The sequence below is a fragment of the Bradyrhizobium sp. 159 genome, from assembly GCF_023073795.1.
GTDB lineage: Bacteria > Pseudomonadota > Alphaproteobacteria > Rhizobiales > Xanthobacteraceae > Bradyrhizobium.
In genome coordinates, this window is the sequence record NZ_JADPKE010000085.1 from 69813 (window position 1) to 84887 (window position 15075).

General features: G+C 64.4%; 13 protein-coding genes. 9 read left to right on the forward strand and 4 right to left on the reverse strand.

Features of this window, described 5'->3' with window-relative positions:
• Nucleotides 1-149 precede the first annotated feature (149 nt).
• Nucleotides 150-971 carry an invasion associated locus B family protein gene (locus tag IVA96_RS23495; protein ID WP_247275655.1) on the forward strand — a complete coding sequence of 274 codons (822 nt, stop codon included), beginning with the start codon at nt 150-152 and terminating at the stop codon, nt 969-971.
• A 77-nt stretch (nt 972-1048) separates the two neighbouring features.
• On the opposite strand, the gene hspQ is transcribed toward IVA96_RS23495, so the two are convergent.
• Nucleotides 1049-1381, reverse strand: a complete 333-nt coding sequence (gene hspQ, locus IVA96_RS23500; protein WP_008564941.1) for a heat shock protein HspQ — start codon at nt 1379-1381, stop codon at nt 1049-1051.
• A gap of 105 nt (nt 1382-1486) precedes the next feature.
• Between hspQ and IVA96_RS23505 the strand changes: the two genes are divergently transcribed.
• Nucleotides 1487-2440, forward strand: coding sequence for an AEC family transporter (locus IVA96_RS23505; protein ID WP_247275654.1), 954 nt, complete (start codon nt 1487-1489; stop codon nt 2438-2440).
• Between the two features lie 6 nt (nt 2441-2446).
• On the opposite strand, the gene IVA96_RS23510 is transcribed toward IVA96_RS23505, so the two are convergent.
• A complete protein-coding gene (locus tag IVA96_RS23510; RefSeq protein WP_247275653.1) occupies nt 2447-3631 on the reverse strand; it encodes a UbiH/UbiF family hydroxylase in 1185 nt (394 codons plus the stop codon).
• An 86-nt stretch (nt 3632-3717) separates the two neighbouring features.
• Between IVA96_RS23510 and pcsA the strand changes: the two genes are divergently transcribed.
• From pcsA to IVA96_RS23525, 3 genes are all read left to right on the forward strand, one after another.
• Nucleotides 3718-4485, forward strand: coding sequence for a phosphatidylcholine synthase (gene pcsA / locus IVA96_RS23515; RefSeq protein ID WP_247275652.1), 768 nt, complete (start codon nt 3718-3720; stop codon nt 4483-4485).
• The gene (locus tag IVA96_RS23520; RefSeq protein WP_247275651.1) at nt 4482-5216 is read left to right on the forward strand and encodes a TerC family protein; all 735 of its coding nucleotides are present in this window, start codon (nt 4482-4484) and stop codon (nt 5214-5216) included. Before pcsA ends, IVA96_RS23520 begins: the two co-directional genes overlap by 4 nt.
• Nucleotides 5217-5291: 75 nt before the next feature.
• The gene (locus IVA96_RS23525; RefSeq protein ID WP_247275650.1) at nt 5292-6266 is read left to right on the forward strand and encodes a quinone oxidoreductase; all 975 of its coding nucleotides are present in this window, start codon (nt 5292-5294) and stop codon (nt 6264-6266) included.
• Between the two features lie 152 nt (nt 6267-6418).
• Here the strand turns inward: IVA96_RS23525 and IVA96_RS23530 are convergent, their stop codons facing one another.
• Nucleotides 6419-7615, reverse strand: coding sequence for an acetylornithine transaminase (locus IVA96_RS23530; RefSeq protein WP_247275649.1), 1197 nt, complete (start codon nt 7613-7615; stop codon nt 6419-6421).
• Nucleotides 7616-7941: 326 nt separating this feature from the next.
• Nucleotides 7942-9267 carry a 30S ribosomal protein S12 methylthiotransferase RimO gene (rimO, locus tag IVA96_RS23535; protein ID WP_247275648.1) on the reverse strand — a complete coding sequence of 442 codons (1326 nt, stop codon included), beginning with the start codon at nt 9265-9267 and terminating at the stop codon, nt 7942-7944.
• 110 nt (nt 9268-9377) lie between these two features.
• Here rimO and IVA96_RS23540 point away from each other — a divergent pair, with 110 nt between their 5' ends.
• The 4 genes from IVA96_RS23540 (at nt 9378) to IVA96_RS23555 (ending at nt 14854) form a co-directional block, all read left to right on the forward strand.
• Nucleotides 9378-9968 carry an ANTAR domain-containing protein gene (locus IVA96_RS23540; protein ID WP_247419468.1) on the forward strand — a complete coding sequence of 197 codons (591 nt, stop codon included), beginning with the start codon at nt 9378-9380 and terminating at the stop codon, nt 9966-9968.
• A complete protein-coding gene (locus tag IVA96_RS23545; RefSeq protein ID WP_247275647.1) occupies nt 9965-11128 on the forward strand; it encodes a CmpA/NrtA family ABC transporter substrate-binding protein in 1164 nt (387 codons plus the stop codon). Before IVA96_RS23540 ends, IVA96_RS23545 begins: the two co-directional genes overlap by 4 nt.
• 337 nt (nt 11129-11465) lie before the next feature.
• Nucleotides 11466-13247, forward strand: coding sequence for a NirA family protein (locus IVA96_RS23550; RefSeq protein WP_247275646.1), 1782 nt, complete (start codon nt 11466-11468; stop codon nt 13245-13247).
• Nucleotides 13244-14854 carry a sulfite reductase subunit alpha gene (locus IVA96_RS23555; protein WP_247275645.1) on the forward strand — a complete coding sequence of 537 codons (1611 nt, stop codon included), beginning with the start codon at nt 13244-13246 and terminating at the stop codon, nt 14852-14854. The genes IVA96_RS23550 and IVA96_RS23555 overlap by 4 nt, the downstream gene beginning before the upstream one ends.
• The last annotated feature ends 221 nt before the right edge of the window (nt 14855-15075 follow it).

Consider the following 15075-nt stretch of genomic DNA (forward strand, 5'->3'; position numbering starts at 1 on the left):
GCCACGTTAAGAAGGCGGTCAATCGCGCAAGAGCGCCGAGCCCGTCACTTATCCGCCTCAATTGACGGGAAGAGAGCCGCGCCCAAGGCGGCCAGGTTCGGCGCTTCGGAGCGGTTCGGGCACTTCCCGTTCAGAAAGGGTTTTCCGCAATGAATTTCCGTTACTTGGCCGCGTCCGTCCGGCCGCGCGGGCGACTTCTCGCCCTGTTGACGGCGACGGCGTTGGCCGTTCCGTTTGCCGCTGAGGCCCAAGCTCCCGCACCAGCTCCTGGCGCGCCCGCGCCCAAGGCGACTCCGGCCCCGAAAGCGGCGCCGAAGGCTGCCCCCAAGGCTCCGGCGCCGGCGGCCTCACCGCAGGCCCAGCAGGCTCCGGCGCAGGGCGGCCAGCAGCAGGGCGCAGCCCAGCCGGCCGATCAGCAGATCCAGCTGATCTATGCCCCCTGGACCAAGTTCTGCCTGAAGGGCCAGGACGCCAACGCCAAGCAGGTCTGCTTCACCGGCAAGGACGGCCGCATCGAGTCGGGCCAGCCGGTCATCGCCGCCGTGATCATCGAGCCCGAAGGCGAACCCAAGAAGATTCTGCGTGTAACGCTGCCGCTCGGCATGCAGCTCGTGCACGGCACCCGCATCATCGTGGACAGCAACGCGCCGCTGCAGCAGCCCTACGTGATCTGCTTCCAGAACGGCTGCATGTCCGATTACGAGGCCACGCCCGAGCTCATCAACAGCATGAAGAAGGGCCAGAACCTCGTTGTCCAGGCGATCAATGCCAACGGCGCGCCGCTGACCCTGCCGCTGCCGCTCGCCGGCGAATTCCAGAAGGCCTATGACGGTCCGCCGACCGACCCGAAGGTGTTCGAGGAAACCCAGAAGAAGCTTCAGGAAGAGCTTCAGAAGAAGGCGGAGGAGCAGCGCAAGAAGCTCGAGCAGCAGGGCATGCCTCCCGGCACAGCTGCGGCTGGTCAGAAGTAATCGGGACCACATCCCAAACACGAAAAAGGCGCTCGGTTTGAGCGCCTTTTTTGCGGGCCGCTTGCTGGCGGCGAATTTCAGTTCAGCGACGGATTGCGCGGGCGATAGCCGCCGGCTTTGTCCTTGATGAAGATCTCGGCAACCTGTGAATGCCGGACCGGCTCGCCGGAATCGTCGGGCAACAGATTCTGCTCCGAGACATAGGCGACGTATTCCGATTCCGCGTTCTCCGCGAGCAGGTGATAGAACGGCTGGTCCTTGTGGGGCCGCACCTCCTCGGGAATCGAGAGCCACCACTCCTCGGTGTTGTTGAATTCCGGATCGATGTCGAAGATCACGCCCCGGAACGAGAAGATCCGGTGGCGCACGACCTGTCCGATCTGGAATTTGGCGGTCCGCGCTTTAATCATCCCCCGTCGATAGACCAGGATTGTGGCCGATGCTAGTGGCGTCACCGGAATTAACCTTCGCGTCAGGGACGGGTAGCTCCCAAGTCTTCAGAAAACACTTCATCAATGCTCAATATCCTCAATCTGGCTCTGCCTTATTTCGGCTTGATCTTCGTCGGATTCGCGTGCGGCAAGGCCAAGTCCCTGCCGGAATCGGGCCTCGCCTGGATGAACTTCTTCCTGCTTTACGTCTCGCTGCCAGCGCTGCTGTTCGCGATCATGTCGAAGACGCCGTTTGCGGAGCTGAATAATCCACCGTTCCTGATCGCGACCACGCTGGCGACGGTTGCGGCGTTCACGCTCGCGCTGGTCGCCGGCAAGGTTCTCGGCCGGCTGACGCTGCGCGAGGCGACGCTTGCGGGCCTCTCCGGCGGCTACGGCAATATCGGTTATATGGGGCCGGGCCTGGCGCTCGCAGTGCTTGGGCCGAAGGCATCGGCGCCAACCGCGCTGATCTTCTGCTGCGACAGCATCTTCCTGTTCACGATCGTGCCGCTCTTGATCGAGTTGTCCGACCGCGACCATCCCTCGCTCGTCCACGCCTTCGGCGTCGTGCTGAAGCAGATCGTGCTCAACCCGCTGATCATGTCGGCCTGTTTTGGTGCAGCGGTTGCAGCGCTGCATATCGAGCTGCCGGTTGCGCTCGACCGCACCATCACCTTCCTCCAGAACGCAGCTGCGCCGACCGCGCTGTTCGTGCTCGGCGTGACCGTGGCGCTGCGCCCATTCGACCGCGTGCCTTGGGAGGTGCCGGGCGTGATCGCGGTCAAGCTCCTGATCCATCCGCTCACGGCATTCGGCCTGATGCTGGCGTTCGGTCCGTTTGCGCAGCCCTGGGCCGCGACCGCTGTACTGATGGCTTCACTGCCACCGGCCCTGAACGTGTTCGTGATCGCTCGGCAGAACGATGCCTGGATCGAATCCGCCTCCGTTGCGGTACTGCTCGGCACCTTCGCATCGGTGGTCACGCTGACCAGCGTGATGTGGGCGATCCAGAGCGGCCGGCTGGCGCTCCCGTGAGGCGGCTTACCTTCGCCATGTCGGCGCCAGGCCCTCGCGCATCGCAAAGCGACGGAGCGGGCCGATGGCGCCGAGCAGGCGCATGCCAACGGCGCGGACCGGCTGCAGCGGCAGGAAATCGTTGAGCAGGGAGCGGTTGGCGATGTCGATCGCAAAGGTCCGGCTCAAGACGTCCGGACGCCGCGCCCGGTCGTAGCGCTTGAGCACGTCGCTCGCGCCCGGATCCCGGCCCGCTGCGAGGGCCTCGCCCGCGACCCGGGCGATGTCGGCGGCATCGCGCAGGCCGAGATTAAGGCCCTGGGCGCCGATCGGGGGAACCACATGGGCCGCTTCTCCGACGAGCGCGATACGGTCACGGCCGAAGGATCTTGGACGCTCGATCGCCAGCGGGAACAGGTTGCGGCCGGGCTCGACCGTCATGCGTCCCAGAATCGAATGCGACTGCTTCTCGATCGCGGCGGACAACTCCTCGTCGCTCAGGCCGCGAAGCCGCTCGGCCTCCGCCGGCGCCGCGACCCAGACGATGCTGGAGCGATCGCCGGGCAGGGGCACGAACACGCAAGGACCGTGCGGCGTGTGGAACTCGGTCGAGACATTGCGATGCGGCCGTGCATGGCAGACGTTGAAGGTCAGTGCGGTTTGCGTCAGCTCGCGCCGCATCACCGCGATGCCGGCAGCCTCGCGGCATAGCGAATGCCGACCATCGGCGCCGACCACGAGCCGGGCCGAGAGGAATTGTGCCGCGGCCGTGCGAATGGCGACCGCGTCGGCTTCGATCAAGACGCTTTCCGCCTCGTCGTCGCAACGGACGAGGTGGGGGAGTTCGGCCGCGCGTTCTTCGAGCGCCAGCATCAGCGAACGATTGTCGATGTTGTAGCCGAACGCGTCGAGACCGATTTCGTGACAGGAGAAGCGGACCTCCGGGGCACGGAAAAGCCGGCCGGTGTCGTCGACGAGGCGCATCACCTCGAGCGCGGCCGCCTTTTCCTTGCAGTGCGACCAGACGCCGAGGCTCTCCAGAAGATCGACGGAGGCCCCCAACAGTGCGGTGGTGCGGTTGTCTGCATAGGGCACGCGGCGCGCCACCAGCGCGGTCCGCGCACCCGCCTGCGCCAACGCGATCGCCGCTGCAAGTCCTGCCGGTCCGCCGCCGATCACGGCGGCGTCATGGAGTGTCGATGCGTCTGTCATGGAAGGACAATTGACACGCCCCGCGGCAAATTCAAGCCCGCTGATTTTGCCTGATTTTATGACGAATTGTGCAACGGCGCGCCGCAATGGCGGATGTGCAAATCGGTCTCATTCTGGTAGCAGAAGCCATGGACAGCCAAGAGGATTCCCTGAAGCCCAGCCCCGCGATCCGCGCCGCGGCGTTCTCGGTCCACATCTTCACCGCGTTCGGTGCGGCGATCGCGCTGCTGGCGATGCTGGAGGCCGTGCGCGAGCACTGGGCAGCGATGTTTCAGTGGCTGGGCGTTGCCCTGATCATCGACGCGATCGACGGTCCGATCGCGCGCCGGCTCGACGTCAAGAAGGTGCAGCCGAACTGGTCGGGTGACGTGCTCGATCTCGTGGTCGACTTCGTCACCTATGTCTTCGTGCCGGCTTACGCGATCGTGGCCAGCGGGCTGTTGCTGCCGGTCGCAGCTCCCTTGCTCGGCGTCGCCATCATCGTCACCAGCGCATTATATTTCGCCGATCTGCGCATGAAGGCGGACGACAATCATTTCCGCGGCTTCCCGGCACTGTGGAATGCGGCGGCGTTCTATTTGTTCCTGCTGCACTGGCCGCCGCTCTGGTCGACGTTGCTGGTCGCCGTGCTCGTGGTGCTGACCTTCGTGCCGTTTCACGTGCTGCATCCGGTCCGCGTCGTGCGGCTGCGCTGGCTGACGATGTCGTTGATCGCTATCTGGGCGCTGCTCGGCCTCTATGTGCTGCAGATGGATTTCCGCGTCGGCACCGGCGTGACAATAGTGCTTTGTGCCATCGCGCTCTGGATCAGCTTCAGCGATGCCCTGATACGACTGGTGAGATCCTTCGCATGATCGATCTCCTCACCAGTCCCGAAGCCTGGGCTGCGCTGCTGACATTGACGGCGCTCGAGATCGTGCTCGGCATCGACAACGTCATCTTCCTGTCGGTGATCGTCTCGCGCATTCCGGAGAAGCAGGCGCATCGCGCCCGCCAGATCGGGCTGGCGCTGGCGCTGCTGTTCCGCATCGTCCTGCTCAGCCTCCTGGTCTGGCTGATCGGGCTGACCGCGCCGGTGTTCGCCGTCAAGGGTTACGACTTCTCCTGGCGCGATCTCATCCTGATCGCCGGCGGCCTGTTCCTGATCGCCAAGGCGACGCACGAGATTCACGGCGAGGTCGAAGCCGATGACGGCGAGGGCGACGAGAAGTCCGCCGGCAACGCCTTCTTCTGGGTGATCGTCCAGATCGTGATCATCGATGTCGTGTTCTCGCTGGACTCGATCATCACCGCGATCGGCATGGCGCAGGACATCGAGATCATGATCGCGGCCGTCGTGATCGCCTGCCTGATCATGTACATTTCGTCGGGGCCGGTGTCGCGATTCGTCGCGGAGCATCCGACCACCAAGATGCTGGCGCTGGCATTCCTGGTGCTGATCGGCGTCGCGCTGGTCGCGGACGGATTCCAATTCCACATTCCGCGCGGCTACATCTATTTTGCGATTGCGTTCTCGGCGGCGGTCGAATTCTTCAACGTGCTGGCCAAGCGCAACCGCAGGAAAGCCGGCACGCCGTCCGTCTAGCCGTTCCTAACTGGGTCGAGTTGACAAGGCGGGCGCGATGCCGTTCGCTGAGCCGCGAGAAGAGGAGGTCAGGTGATGACCAAAGCCGTCCGTGTGCACAAGGTCGGAGGCCCCGAAGCCCTGGTCTATGAGAGCGTCGACGTGCCGGCGCCCGGGCCCGGCGAGGTGCGCATCCGCCAGCACGCGGTCGGCCTGAACTTCATCGACGTCTATTACCGTACCGGCCTCTACAAGGCGCCGGGATTGCCTTTCATCGCCGGCAACGAGGCCTCGGGTGAGGTCGTCGCGGTGGGACCGGGCGTCACCAATTTCCATCCCGGCGACCGCGTGGCCTATTATCACAATCTCGGCGCCTATACCGGCGAGCGCAACATCCCCTGGGAGAAGCTGGTCAAGCTGCCCGACCACATCACCCACGAGCAGGGCGCCGTGCTGATGCTGAAGGGGCTCACGGTCTGGTATCTCCTGCACAAGACCTTCAAGGTCGAGCCGCATCATCGCGTGCTGATCCACGCAGCCGCCGGCGGCATCGGCTTGCTTGCCTGCCAATGGGCGAGGGCGCTCGGGGCCCACGTCATCGGCACGGTGGGTTCGCGCGAGAAGGCCGAGCTTGCGGAGGCCAATGGCTGCGACCACGTTATCCTCTACAACGAGGAAGACTTCGTCGCGCGCGTCAAGCAGATCAGCCGCAACGAGGGTTGCGACGTGGTCTATGACGGCGTCGGCAAAGCGACCTTCCCGGGCTCGCTGTCCTGCCTGAAGCCGCGCGGCATGTTCGTCTCGTTCGGCAATGCCTCCGGTCCCGTGCCGCCGTTCTCGATCGCCGAGCTCAACAATCACGGCTCGCTGTTTGCGACGCGGCCGAAGCTCAACGACTATGTCGGCAAGCGCTCGGAATTGCTGGAAGGCGCCGACACGCTGTTCGCCGCCGTCATCAATGGCAAGCTGCACGTGCCGATCAACCACGCCTACGCGCTCAAGGACGCCGCGAAGGCGCATATCGAGCTGGAAAGCCGCAGGACGACGGGCGCGTCGATCTTGAAGCCGTAGTTTCTTCCGTCATCACCTGCTCCGGGGTCCCGGACAAGCTGCAGCGCGCAAGCGCTGCGGCGTAGATGCGCACCATGCAGAGAGATGGGGCCCCGGCTCTGCAGCGCATCGCCGAAGGGGCGCTGCGCTGCGTCCGGGGCACGAGACGTGTCTTACGCCACCCGCCGTGCCGCGCCGGCCTTGGTCAGAATCGCGTCGAGACAATCGATCATCTCGGCGATCTCAGCCCGCGTGACGTTCAGCGCCGGCATGAAGCGCAGCGTGTCGACCTGCGGCGCGTTCAGGAGCACGCCGGCCTCGAACGCCTGCGCGACGATCCCCGGCGCGATCGGCAGCTTGAGGTCGAGCGCCAGCAGCAAGCCTCGGCCCCGCACGCCGCCAAGCCCGTGCCGGGCCGAGACTTTCTGCAGCTCGCTTTCGAGCAGCAGCCCGGTCTCGATGACCGACTTCAAAAAGTTCGGCTTGCTGACCGCTTCCAGCACCGCAAGCCCCGCCGCGCACATGATCGGGTTGCCATTGAACGTGCCGCCCTGATCGCCATGCGCGAAGCAGGAGGCGCGTTCGGCCGCAAGCAGGGCGGCGAGCGGCACGCCGCCGCCGATACCTTTGCCGAGCGTCATGATGTCGGGCGAGATCCCGGTGTGCTCGTGGTGGAAAAGTTTTCCGGTCCGGCCCATGCCGGTCTGGATCTCGTCGAAGATCAGCAGAAGACCGTGCGACTCGGTGAGCGCGCGCAGCTCTTGCAGGAACTGATCACTCGCCGGCCACACGCCGGACTCGCCCTGGATCGGCTCGAGCATCACAGCGACGGTGTTGTCGTTGATCAGCTTCTCGACGGAGGCAATGTCGTTGAGCTTGGCCTTCTTGAAGCCAGCGACTTTTGGCTCGAACAGCGGCTCGAACGCCTTCTTGCCCGAGGCCGACATCGTCGCCAGCGTCCTTCCGTGGAAGCTGCCTTCGAAGCTGATGATCTCGAACGCACCGCCCTTGTGGAGGCTGCCGTATTTTCGCGCCAGCTTGATGGCGCCCTCGTTGGCTTCCGCGCCTGAATTGGCGAAGAACACCTGGTCGAAAGCGCTGCCTTCGACCAGAGCCTGGGCGAGCCTGAGGCTCGGCTCATTGTAGAAGGCCGGGCTGGGCGTCAGCAGCCGCTTGGCCTGCGCGGCGAGCGCATCGACGATCGCAGGCGGCGAATGGCCGAGGCAGTTCACGGCCCAGCCCTGCACGAAATCGAGATAGCGCTTGCGGCTGTCGTCCCAGAGATAGGAGCCGGCGCCCCGGACGAACACGGCCTTGGGTCGTGCCGTGATGTCCATCAGCGCGTCATACGGATGGGTGGCGGTGGTCATGTCGAACTCCTCTGGAGGCGGATGGAAAAGACGCGCGAAAGCAAGAAGGCCGCACTTTGCGGGTGCGGCCTTCTCGAAAACTCTGCTGAATTCAGGCGATCAGCGGCGTCGTCGGACATGGCGCAACCCATCATCGTCGCGGGTGCGACGACGGAAAGCTGCGCGGCGGTGGGTCCGAGAGTTGATCATGGGGCGCGTCCGTACAGCCGAACGGCTGGACTTGTCAAGCAGACGTTCTAAAAAAACACGCGCCTGGCGTGTATCGGTCAGGTACGAAGCGCGGCTTCCTCGCTGCTTCCGGACGCAGGTCAAGTTTTGACGAGCCGTCAGAATCCCGCGACGCTGCCGTACAGATCGTATGCGTCGGCGCGCTCGATCTTGGCGGTGACGATCTCGCCGACGCGCAAGGGGCGGCGGCTGGAGAGATAGACGGCGCCGTCGATCTCGGGCGCATCCGCCTTGGAGCGGCCCTTTGCCACCGTCGGGCCGACCTCGTCGATGATGATCTGCTGGCGTGTGCCGACCTTGCGCTTCAGCCGCCGTGCCGAGATCTTCTGTTGGCGGGCCATCAGCGCATTGTAGCGCTCCTGCTTGATCTCTTCCGGGACCGGGTTCTCGATCGCATTCGACGTGGCGCCCGCGACCGGCTCGTATTTGAAGCAGCCGACGCGGTCGATCTCCGCTTCATCCAGCCAGTCGAGCAGATAGGCGAAGTCGGCATCGGTCTCGCCGGGGAAGCCGACGATGAAGGTGGAGCGCAAGGCGAGATCGGGACATTCCTCACGCCAGCGCTTGATGCGCGCCAGCGTCTTGTCCTGCGCCGCCGGGCGCTTCATCGCCTTCAGCACCTCGGGGCTCGCGTGCTGGAACGGGATGTCGAGATAGGGCAGCACCTTGCCCTCGTTCATCAGCGCGATGACATCATCGACATGCGGGTAGGGGTAGACATATTGCAGCCGGACCCATGCTCCGAGCTCGCCGAGCTCGCGCGCGAGATCGAGGAATTTGGCACGGACCTGGCGATCCTTCCACGGGCTCTCGGCGTATTTGAGATCGATGCCGTAAGCGGACGTGTCCTGCGAGATCACCAGCAGCTCCTTGACGCCGGCGCCGACCAGGCGCTCGGCCTCGCGCAGCACGTCGTTGGCGGGGCGCGAGACGAGATCGCCGCGCAGCTTCGGGATGATGCAGAAGGTGCAGCGGTTGTTGCAGCCTTCGGAGATCTTCAAATAGGCATAGTGCCGCGGCGTCAGCTTGATGCCTTGTGGCGGCACCAGGTCGAGATGCGGATTATGGGCCGGCGGCAGCGCGCGATGCACGGCGTCGAGCACGCTCTCATATTGCTGCGGGCCGGTGATGGAGAGCACGCCCGGATAGGCCTGCTCGATCTGCTCGGGTTCCGCGCCCATGCAGCCTGTTACGATCACCTTGCCGTTCTCGGCCATGGCCTCGCCGATCGCCGAGAGCGATTCCTGCTTGGCGCTGTCGAGGAATCCGCAGGTGTTGACGATGACGATGTCGGCCCCGTCATGCTTGCGGGCGAGCTCGTAACCCTCGGCGCGCAGGCGCGTGATGATGCGCTCGGAATCCACCAATGCCTTGGGACACCCGAGCGACACGAAGCTGACCTTGGGCGCAGCCGTCTGATCCATATCTGAACTGCCTGATTGACCGGCCTGAGCTAGTCCCAATTGCCCACAATTACAACCCTTTGCAGGGCGTTCCGGCGTGCTATGGATGAATCACTGGTGGTGAGTGAGCTATGAGCGCCGAACAGTCGCCCAAAATCGTGATCGTCGATGAAAGCCCGATCCGGGCTGCGATCCTGGAGGAAGGATTGCGGGAGGCCGGATTCACGCGGGTCGTCCATATCCGCGAGATGCAGAGCCTGCTTGCCCGTATTTATGCGGTCGACCCCGACATCATCCTGATCGATCTGGAGAACCCCAGTCGCGACGTGCTGGAGGCGATGTTCCAGGTCAGCCGCGCCGTGAAGCGGCCGATCGCGATGTTCGTCGACCAGAGCGATTCCGCCTCGATCCAAGCCTCGGTCGAGGCGGGGGTATCCGCCTACATCGTCGACGGGCTGAAGAAGGAGCGCATCAAGCCGATCCTCGACCTCTGCGTGTCTCGCTTCAACGCTTTCGCCAAGCTCCAGGAGGAGCTGGAACGCACCAAGTCGCAGCTCGAGGACCGCAAGATCATCGAACGCGCCAAGGGCATCCTGATGAAGGTGAAGGGCCTCACCGAAGACGAAGCCTATGTGCTGCTGCGCTCCACCGCGATGCGCGAGAAGAAGAAAATCGGCGAGATCGCGCAGTCGATCATCACCGCGTCGGAGATGCTGAAATGACCGCGCCCCTTCGCATCGGGTTCATTCCGCTGGTTGATGCCGCCGCCCTGATCGTCGCCGTCGACAAGGGCTTTGCCGCTGCCGAAGGGCTCGAGGTCGAGCTGGTGCGCGAGGTGTCCTGGTCCAACGTCCGCGACAAGCTCAATATCGGCCTGTTCGACGCCGCGCATCTGCTCGCGCCCGTCGCGATCGCGTCCTCGCTCGGGCTCGGCCACGTCAAGGTGCCGATCGCCGCGCCCTTCAATCTCGGCATCAACGGCAACGCGATCACGGTGTCGCCGGCGCTCCACGCCGCGCTGATGGAGGAGATCGACGGCGACCGCTTCGATCCGCTTGTCACCGCCAAGGCGCTGGCGAAGGTGGTCGCCAAGCGCCGCAAGGCCGGGGCCGATCCACTGACCTTCGGCATGACCTTCCCGTTCTCGACCCACAATTACCAATTGCGGTTCTGGATGGCGGCGGCCGGCGTCGATCCCGATGAGGACGTGCGCCTTGTCGTGCTGCCGCCGCCCTACATGGTCGACAGTCTCAAGAGCGGGCACGTCGACGCATTCTGCGTCGGTGCGCCCTGGAACTCGATCGCGGTCGATCTCGGCATCGGCCATATCCTGCATTTCGTCTCCGACATTTTGGTGCGCGCGGCGGAGAAGGTCCTGGCCGTCCGCCAGGTCTGGGCCGACAAGAATCCGGACGTGGTCGCCAGCCTCGTGCGCGCGGCGGTGAAGGCGGCCGAGTTCATCGAGCATCCGGAAAACCGGATCGAAGCGGCGCGGATACTGGCGCAACCCGAGCGGATCGGCGTCGATGCCGAAGTCATCCAGCGCACCCTCACGGGACGTCTGAAGATTTCGCCGGACGGGACGTTCCGCGAGAGCGGCCGCTATCTGCTGGTTGGGCGCGAGGAGGCTGGGCGCCCCGATCCGGTTCAGGCCGCCTGGCTCTATGCGCAAATGGTACGTTGGGGGCAGGCGGCGTTGAGCCCGGACGGCGCCAAGACGGCGATGGCGGTGTTCAGGTCCGACCTTTACGATGCCGCCCTCGGCCGCCGCCCGCCCGACGAAGCCCCGGCGGCATTTGGGGCCTTCGCCGGGCCGGCGTTCGATGCTGACAACATCCTGCAACATCTAGAGGCCTTCGACGTGGGGCGTTGGAAGGCCTGATCGTCTCTGCATAATTTTAAGGCAATCCATCTCATCGACTAAATTTTGAGCTGACTGCTCGAATTTCATGAGGTGATCCGCGACCGGAATGTTCCGGAGCTGCTGCTAAGTGATTGAATTCTCAATTTTTCTTATTTCGTCGAAGCTGGCACGCAACTTGAATGTTGCACTGCGGCCAGCTTGTCACAGGTGCCTGCTGAGCCGAAACCCGCAGCAACGAAGCTGATCGGACCGCTGGGTCACGAGGCCGGCTCTTGGAGCCAGCCGAGATACCTCGCGGGTCGTGCCAATTTCCGTCGATACCACCTCGGTGGCCGCAGGAGCTTCGTTACCGACCATGAAAATCGATACGCTCGCAGTCGACTTTACCGACGAGCAGAAACGCTATCTCGAAGGCTTCACGACCGGTCTGCAGATCAGCCGCGTCGGTCGCGGTCTCGGCGGCGGCGCCGCCAAGGCGAGCGCCGAGCCCACCGGTCCCGATGCCGTGCACATCAAGGCGCAGGACAAGGTGATCGCGTCGGGCAAGAAGCTCGCCGACCAGGAGAAGTTCAAGCGCGAGGAGCATCCTTTCGATGCTTATTCGCGCTTGCGTCAGCAGGCGCTCGACAACGCGCCGCCGAGCCCGGCGGACAATTTCCGCTGGCGCTATTACGGCATCTTCTATGTCGCGCCGACGCAGGATTCCTACATGAGCCGCCTGCGGATTCCCAACGGCATCATGAAGCACTGGCAGCTGTCCGGCCTTGCCGATCTCGCCGACGAACTCTGCGGCCCCTACAGCCACGTCACCACGCGCGCGAATCTCCAGCTTCGTGAGATTCCGCCGAAGAACGCCGTGAAGCTGATCGAGGGCATCCAGGACCTCGGCCTGTGCTCGCGCGGCTCCGGCGCCGACAACATCCGCAACGTGACGGGAACGCCGACGGCGGGCATCGATCCGCAGGAGCTGATCGACACGCAGCCTTATGCGCGCGAGTGGCACTATCACATCCTCAATGACCGCTCGCTCTACGGCTTGCCGCGCAAGTTCAACGTCGCCTTCGATGGTGCCGGCAGGATCGCGGTACTCGAGGAGACCAATGACATCGCATTCACCGCGTACGAGGTGAAGGACGGTTTCGGCGTCGAGCCCGGAGTCTGGTTCCGTCTCGGTCTCGGCGGCATCACCGGCCACAAGGATTTCGCCAAATATTCCGGCATCATCGTCAAGCCGGAGCAGGCGACCGCGGTCGCCGACGCAATCGTGCGCGTGTTCATCGACCATGGTGACCGCACCAACCGCAACAAGGCGCGTCTGAAATACGTGCTCGACAGCATGGGCCATGACGGCTTCCTCAAGCTGGTCGAGGAGCGATTGAAGACACCGTTCACGCGCGTGCCCGGAGAGGCCTTTGCGCCTCGGCCGGCCGCGGACCGCATGGCGCATGTCGGCGTGCACAAGCAGAAGCAGGACGGTCTCAACTGGATCGGCGTGTCGCTGACACTCGGCAAGCTCACCTGCGATCAGATGCGCGGCCTTGCCAAGATCGCACGGGATCTCGGCGACGGCGAGATCCGCCTCACGGTCTGGCAGAACCTTCTGATCTCGGGCGTGCGCAACGAGAATGTCGAGCTTGCCATCGCGGCGATCAAGCAGATCGGGCTCGCGGTCGAGGCCTCGCATATCCGCGCCGGCCTGATCGCCTGCACCGGCAATGCGGGCTGCCGCTTCGCCGCGGCGAACACCAAGCGCCATGCCGAAGAGATCGGTGACTGGTGCGAGCCGCGCGTTCCGATGGACAAGCCGGTCAACATCCATGTCACCGGCTGTCACCATTCCTGCGCGCAGCACTACATCAGCGACATCGGTCTGATCGGGGCGCGCGTGCCTGTCAACGAGGAGGACACGGTCGAGGGCTATCACCTTTTCACCGGCGGCGGGTTCGGCCCTGACGCGGACGTCGGGCAGGAGGTCTATCACGACCTCAAGGCCGAGGATGCGCCGAAGACGGTCGAAGGACTGCTCAAGGCCTATATCGCCCATCGTTCGTCTCCCGATGAAACCTTCCTGTCCTTTGCGCGCCGCCATGACGGCGAAACGCTGCGCAAGCTCGCCGATGCACAGGTGTCCGCATGAACCAGATCACGCCTCCGCCGAAACTCGACATCATTCCCGCCAGCGCACCGTTCTCCGATGCGCAGCGTTCCTGGCTGAACGGCTTCTTTGCCGGACTGTTGTCGCCTGACGCCGCCGCGCCGCTGTCGGCGGAGCAGGGCGCCGCCGTCATGCAAGGCGCCGCCGGCGACGGCGACGACGGCGAAGCGCCGTGGCACGACCAGACCTTGCCGATTGCCGAGCGGATGAAACTCGCCGAGGGCCGTCCCCTGCGCCGCAAAATGATGGCGGCGATGGCGCAGCAGGATTGCGGCCAGTGCGGCTACAATTGCCACGATTATTCCGAGGCCATCGCGAGCCGCAGCGAAGCACGGCTCAACCTCTGCGTTCCCGGCGGCAAGGAAACCGCGCGAATGCTGAAGTCGCTGTACGAGGAGCTCGACAAGGCCCCGGCGGCCAAAGCGGCGGACAAGCCGGACACGGCCGCGCCAGCGGTGACCGTGACCATCGCAGAGCCGGGCCGCTCGCGCGACAACCCCGTGACCGCGACTTTCCTGTCGCGCCGTCTTCTCAACAAGGGAAAGTCGGAGAAGGAGACCTACCACATCGAGTTCGATCTCTCCGAGAGCAGGCTCGACTACGTCGTCGGCGACAGTTTTGGTGTGTTCGCGCGCAACGATGTCGGCCTCGTCGACCAGATCATCGCGCTGCTCGGCGCCTCCCACACCACCAAGGTCAACGGCAAGACGTTGCGCGAGGTGCTGATCGAGGACGTCTCGCTGTCGCCGGCGCCGGACACGCTGTTCGAGCTGATCTCCTTCATCACCGGCGGTGCGGCGCGCGAGAAGGCGCGGGCGCTGGCGCAGGGCGAGGATCCCGATGGCGATGCGGCGACGCTCGACGTCATGGCCGCGCTCCAGAAGTTTTCGGGCACGCGGCCGCATCCGGAGGCCTTCGTCGAGGCGCTGGAGCCGCTTCAGCCGCGGCTCTATTCGATCTCGTCCTCGCACAACGCGACGCCCGGAAAGCTATCGCTGACGGTCGATTCGGTGCGCTACGTTGTCGGCAAGCGCAAGCGCCTCGGCGTCGCCTCGACCTTCCTCGGCGAGCGTATCAACGAGGGCGAGAAGCTCAATGTCTATGTGCAGAAGGCACACGCCTTCGGCCTGCCGCAGGACCCGAAGACGCCAATCATCATGGTCGGCCCCGGCACCGGCATCGCGCCGTTCCGCGCCTTCCTGCTCGACCGCAAGGCTACCGGCGCGCCCGGCAAGAACTGGCTGTTCTTCGGGCACCAGCGCAGCGATTGCGACTTCTTCTACCAGGAGGAGCTCAACGCGATGAAGACCTCGGGTCTGCTCACGCGACTGTCGCTGGCCTGGTCGCGCGACGGTGAGAAGAAGTTTTACGTGCAGGACCGCATGCGCGAGGTCGGCCGTGAGGTGTGGACGTGGCTTGCCGAAGGCGCGCATCTCTACATCTGCGGCGATGCCAAGCGCATGGCCAAGGACGTCGAGCGCGCGCTGGTCGACATCGTCGCCCAGTTCGGCGCACGTTCGACCGACGAAGCCGTCAGTTTCGTCGCCGAGCTCAAGAAGACCGGCCGATTCCAGGCTGACGTTTATTAAAACGCGAGAACATCGGGATGAGTCGTCCGGTTGATCGGACGGCCTTCCCAGGGTTTGGCCTGGCCATCATCCCTTGCGAGCCGGTTCCGGCTGCCTCGGAATTTAACGAATGAGATTCTCGGAACCTTCGCTTGCGGAGAATATGCATCTGCAATGAGCCTCCTATGAAGAAGCTCATCGCTTTTTCTGTCGACGTCTTGCCGGCACCCCCGGTTGATCCA

Bases quoted from the DNA above. Each gene is read 5' to 3' on its own strand.
- IVA96_RS23505 (WP_247275654.1), top strand. From the start codon at position 1,487: ATGCTCAATATCCTCAATCTGGCTCTGCCTTATTTCGGCTTGATCTTC.
- IVA96_RS23510 (WP_247275653.1), bottom strand. From the start codon at position 3,631: ATGACAGACGCATCGACACTCCATGACGCCGCCGTGATCGGCGGCGGA.
- pcsA (WP_247275652.1), top strand. From the start codon at position 3,718: ATGGCGGATGTGCAAATCGGTCTCATTCTGGTAGCAGAAGCCATGGAC.
- IVA96_RS23545 (WP_247275647.1), top strand. From the start codon at position 9,965: ATGACCGCGCCCCTTCGCATCGGGTTCATTCCGCTGGTTGATGCCGCC.
- IVA96_RS23550 (WP_247275646.1), top strand. From the start codon at position 11,466: ATGAAAATCGATACGCTCGCAGTCGACTTTACCGACGAGCAGAAACGC.
- IVA96_RS23525 (WP_247275650.1), top strand. From the start codon at position 5,292: ATGACCAAAGCCGTCCGTGTGCACAAGGTCGGAGGCCCCGAAGCCCTG.
- IVA96_RS23520 (WP_247275651.1), top strand. From the start codon at position 4,482: ATGATCGATCTCCTCACCAGTCCCGAAGCCTGGGCTGCGCTGCTGACA.
- IVA96_RS23495 (WP_247275655.1), top strand. From the start codon at position 150: ATGAATTTCCGTTACTTGGCCGCGTCCGTCCGGCCGCGCGGGCGACTT.
- IVA96_RS23555 (WP_247275645.1), top strand. From the start codon at position 13,244: ATGAACCAGATCACGCCTCCGCCGAAACTCGACATCATTCCCGCCAGC.
- IVA96_RS23540 (WP_247419468.1), top strand. From the start codon at position 9,378: ATGAGCGCCGAACAGTCGCCCAAAATCGTGATCGTCGATGAAAGCCCG.
- IVA96_RS23530 (WP_247275649.1), bottom strand. From the start codon at position 7,615: ATGACCACCGCCACCCATCCGTATGACGCGCTGATGGACATCACGGCA.
- rimO (WP_247275648.1), bottom strand. From the start codon at position 9,267: ATGGATCAGACGGCTGCGCCCAAGGTCAGCTTCGTGTCGCTCGGGTGT.
- hspQ (WP_008564941.1), bottom strand. From the start codon at position 1,381: ATGATTAAAGCGCGGACCGCCAAATTCCAGATCGGACAGGTCGTGCGC.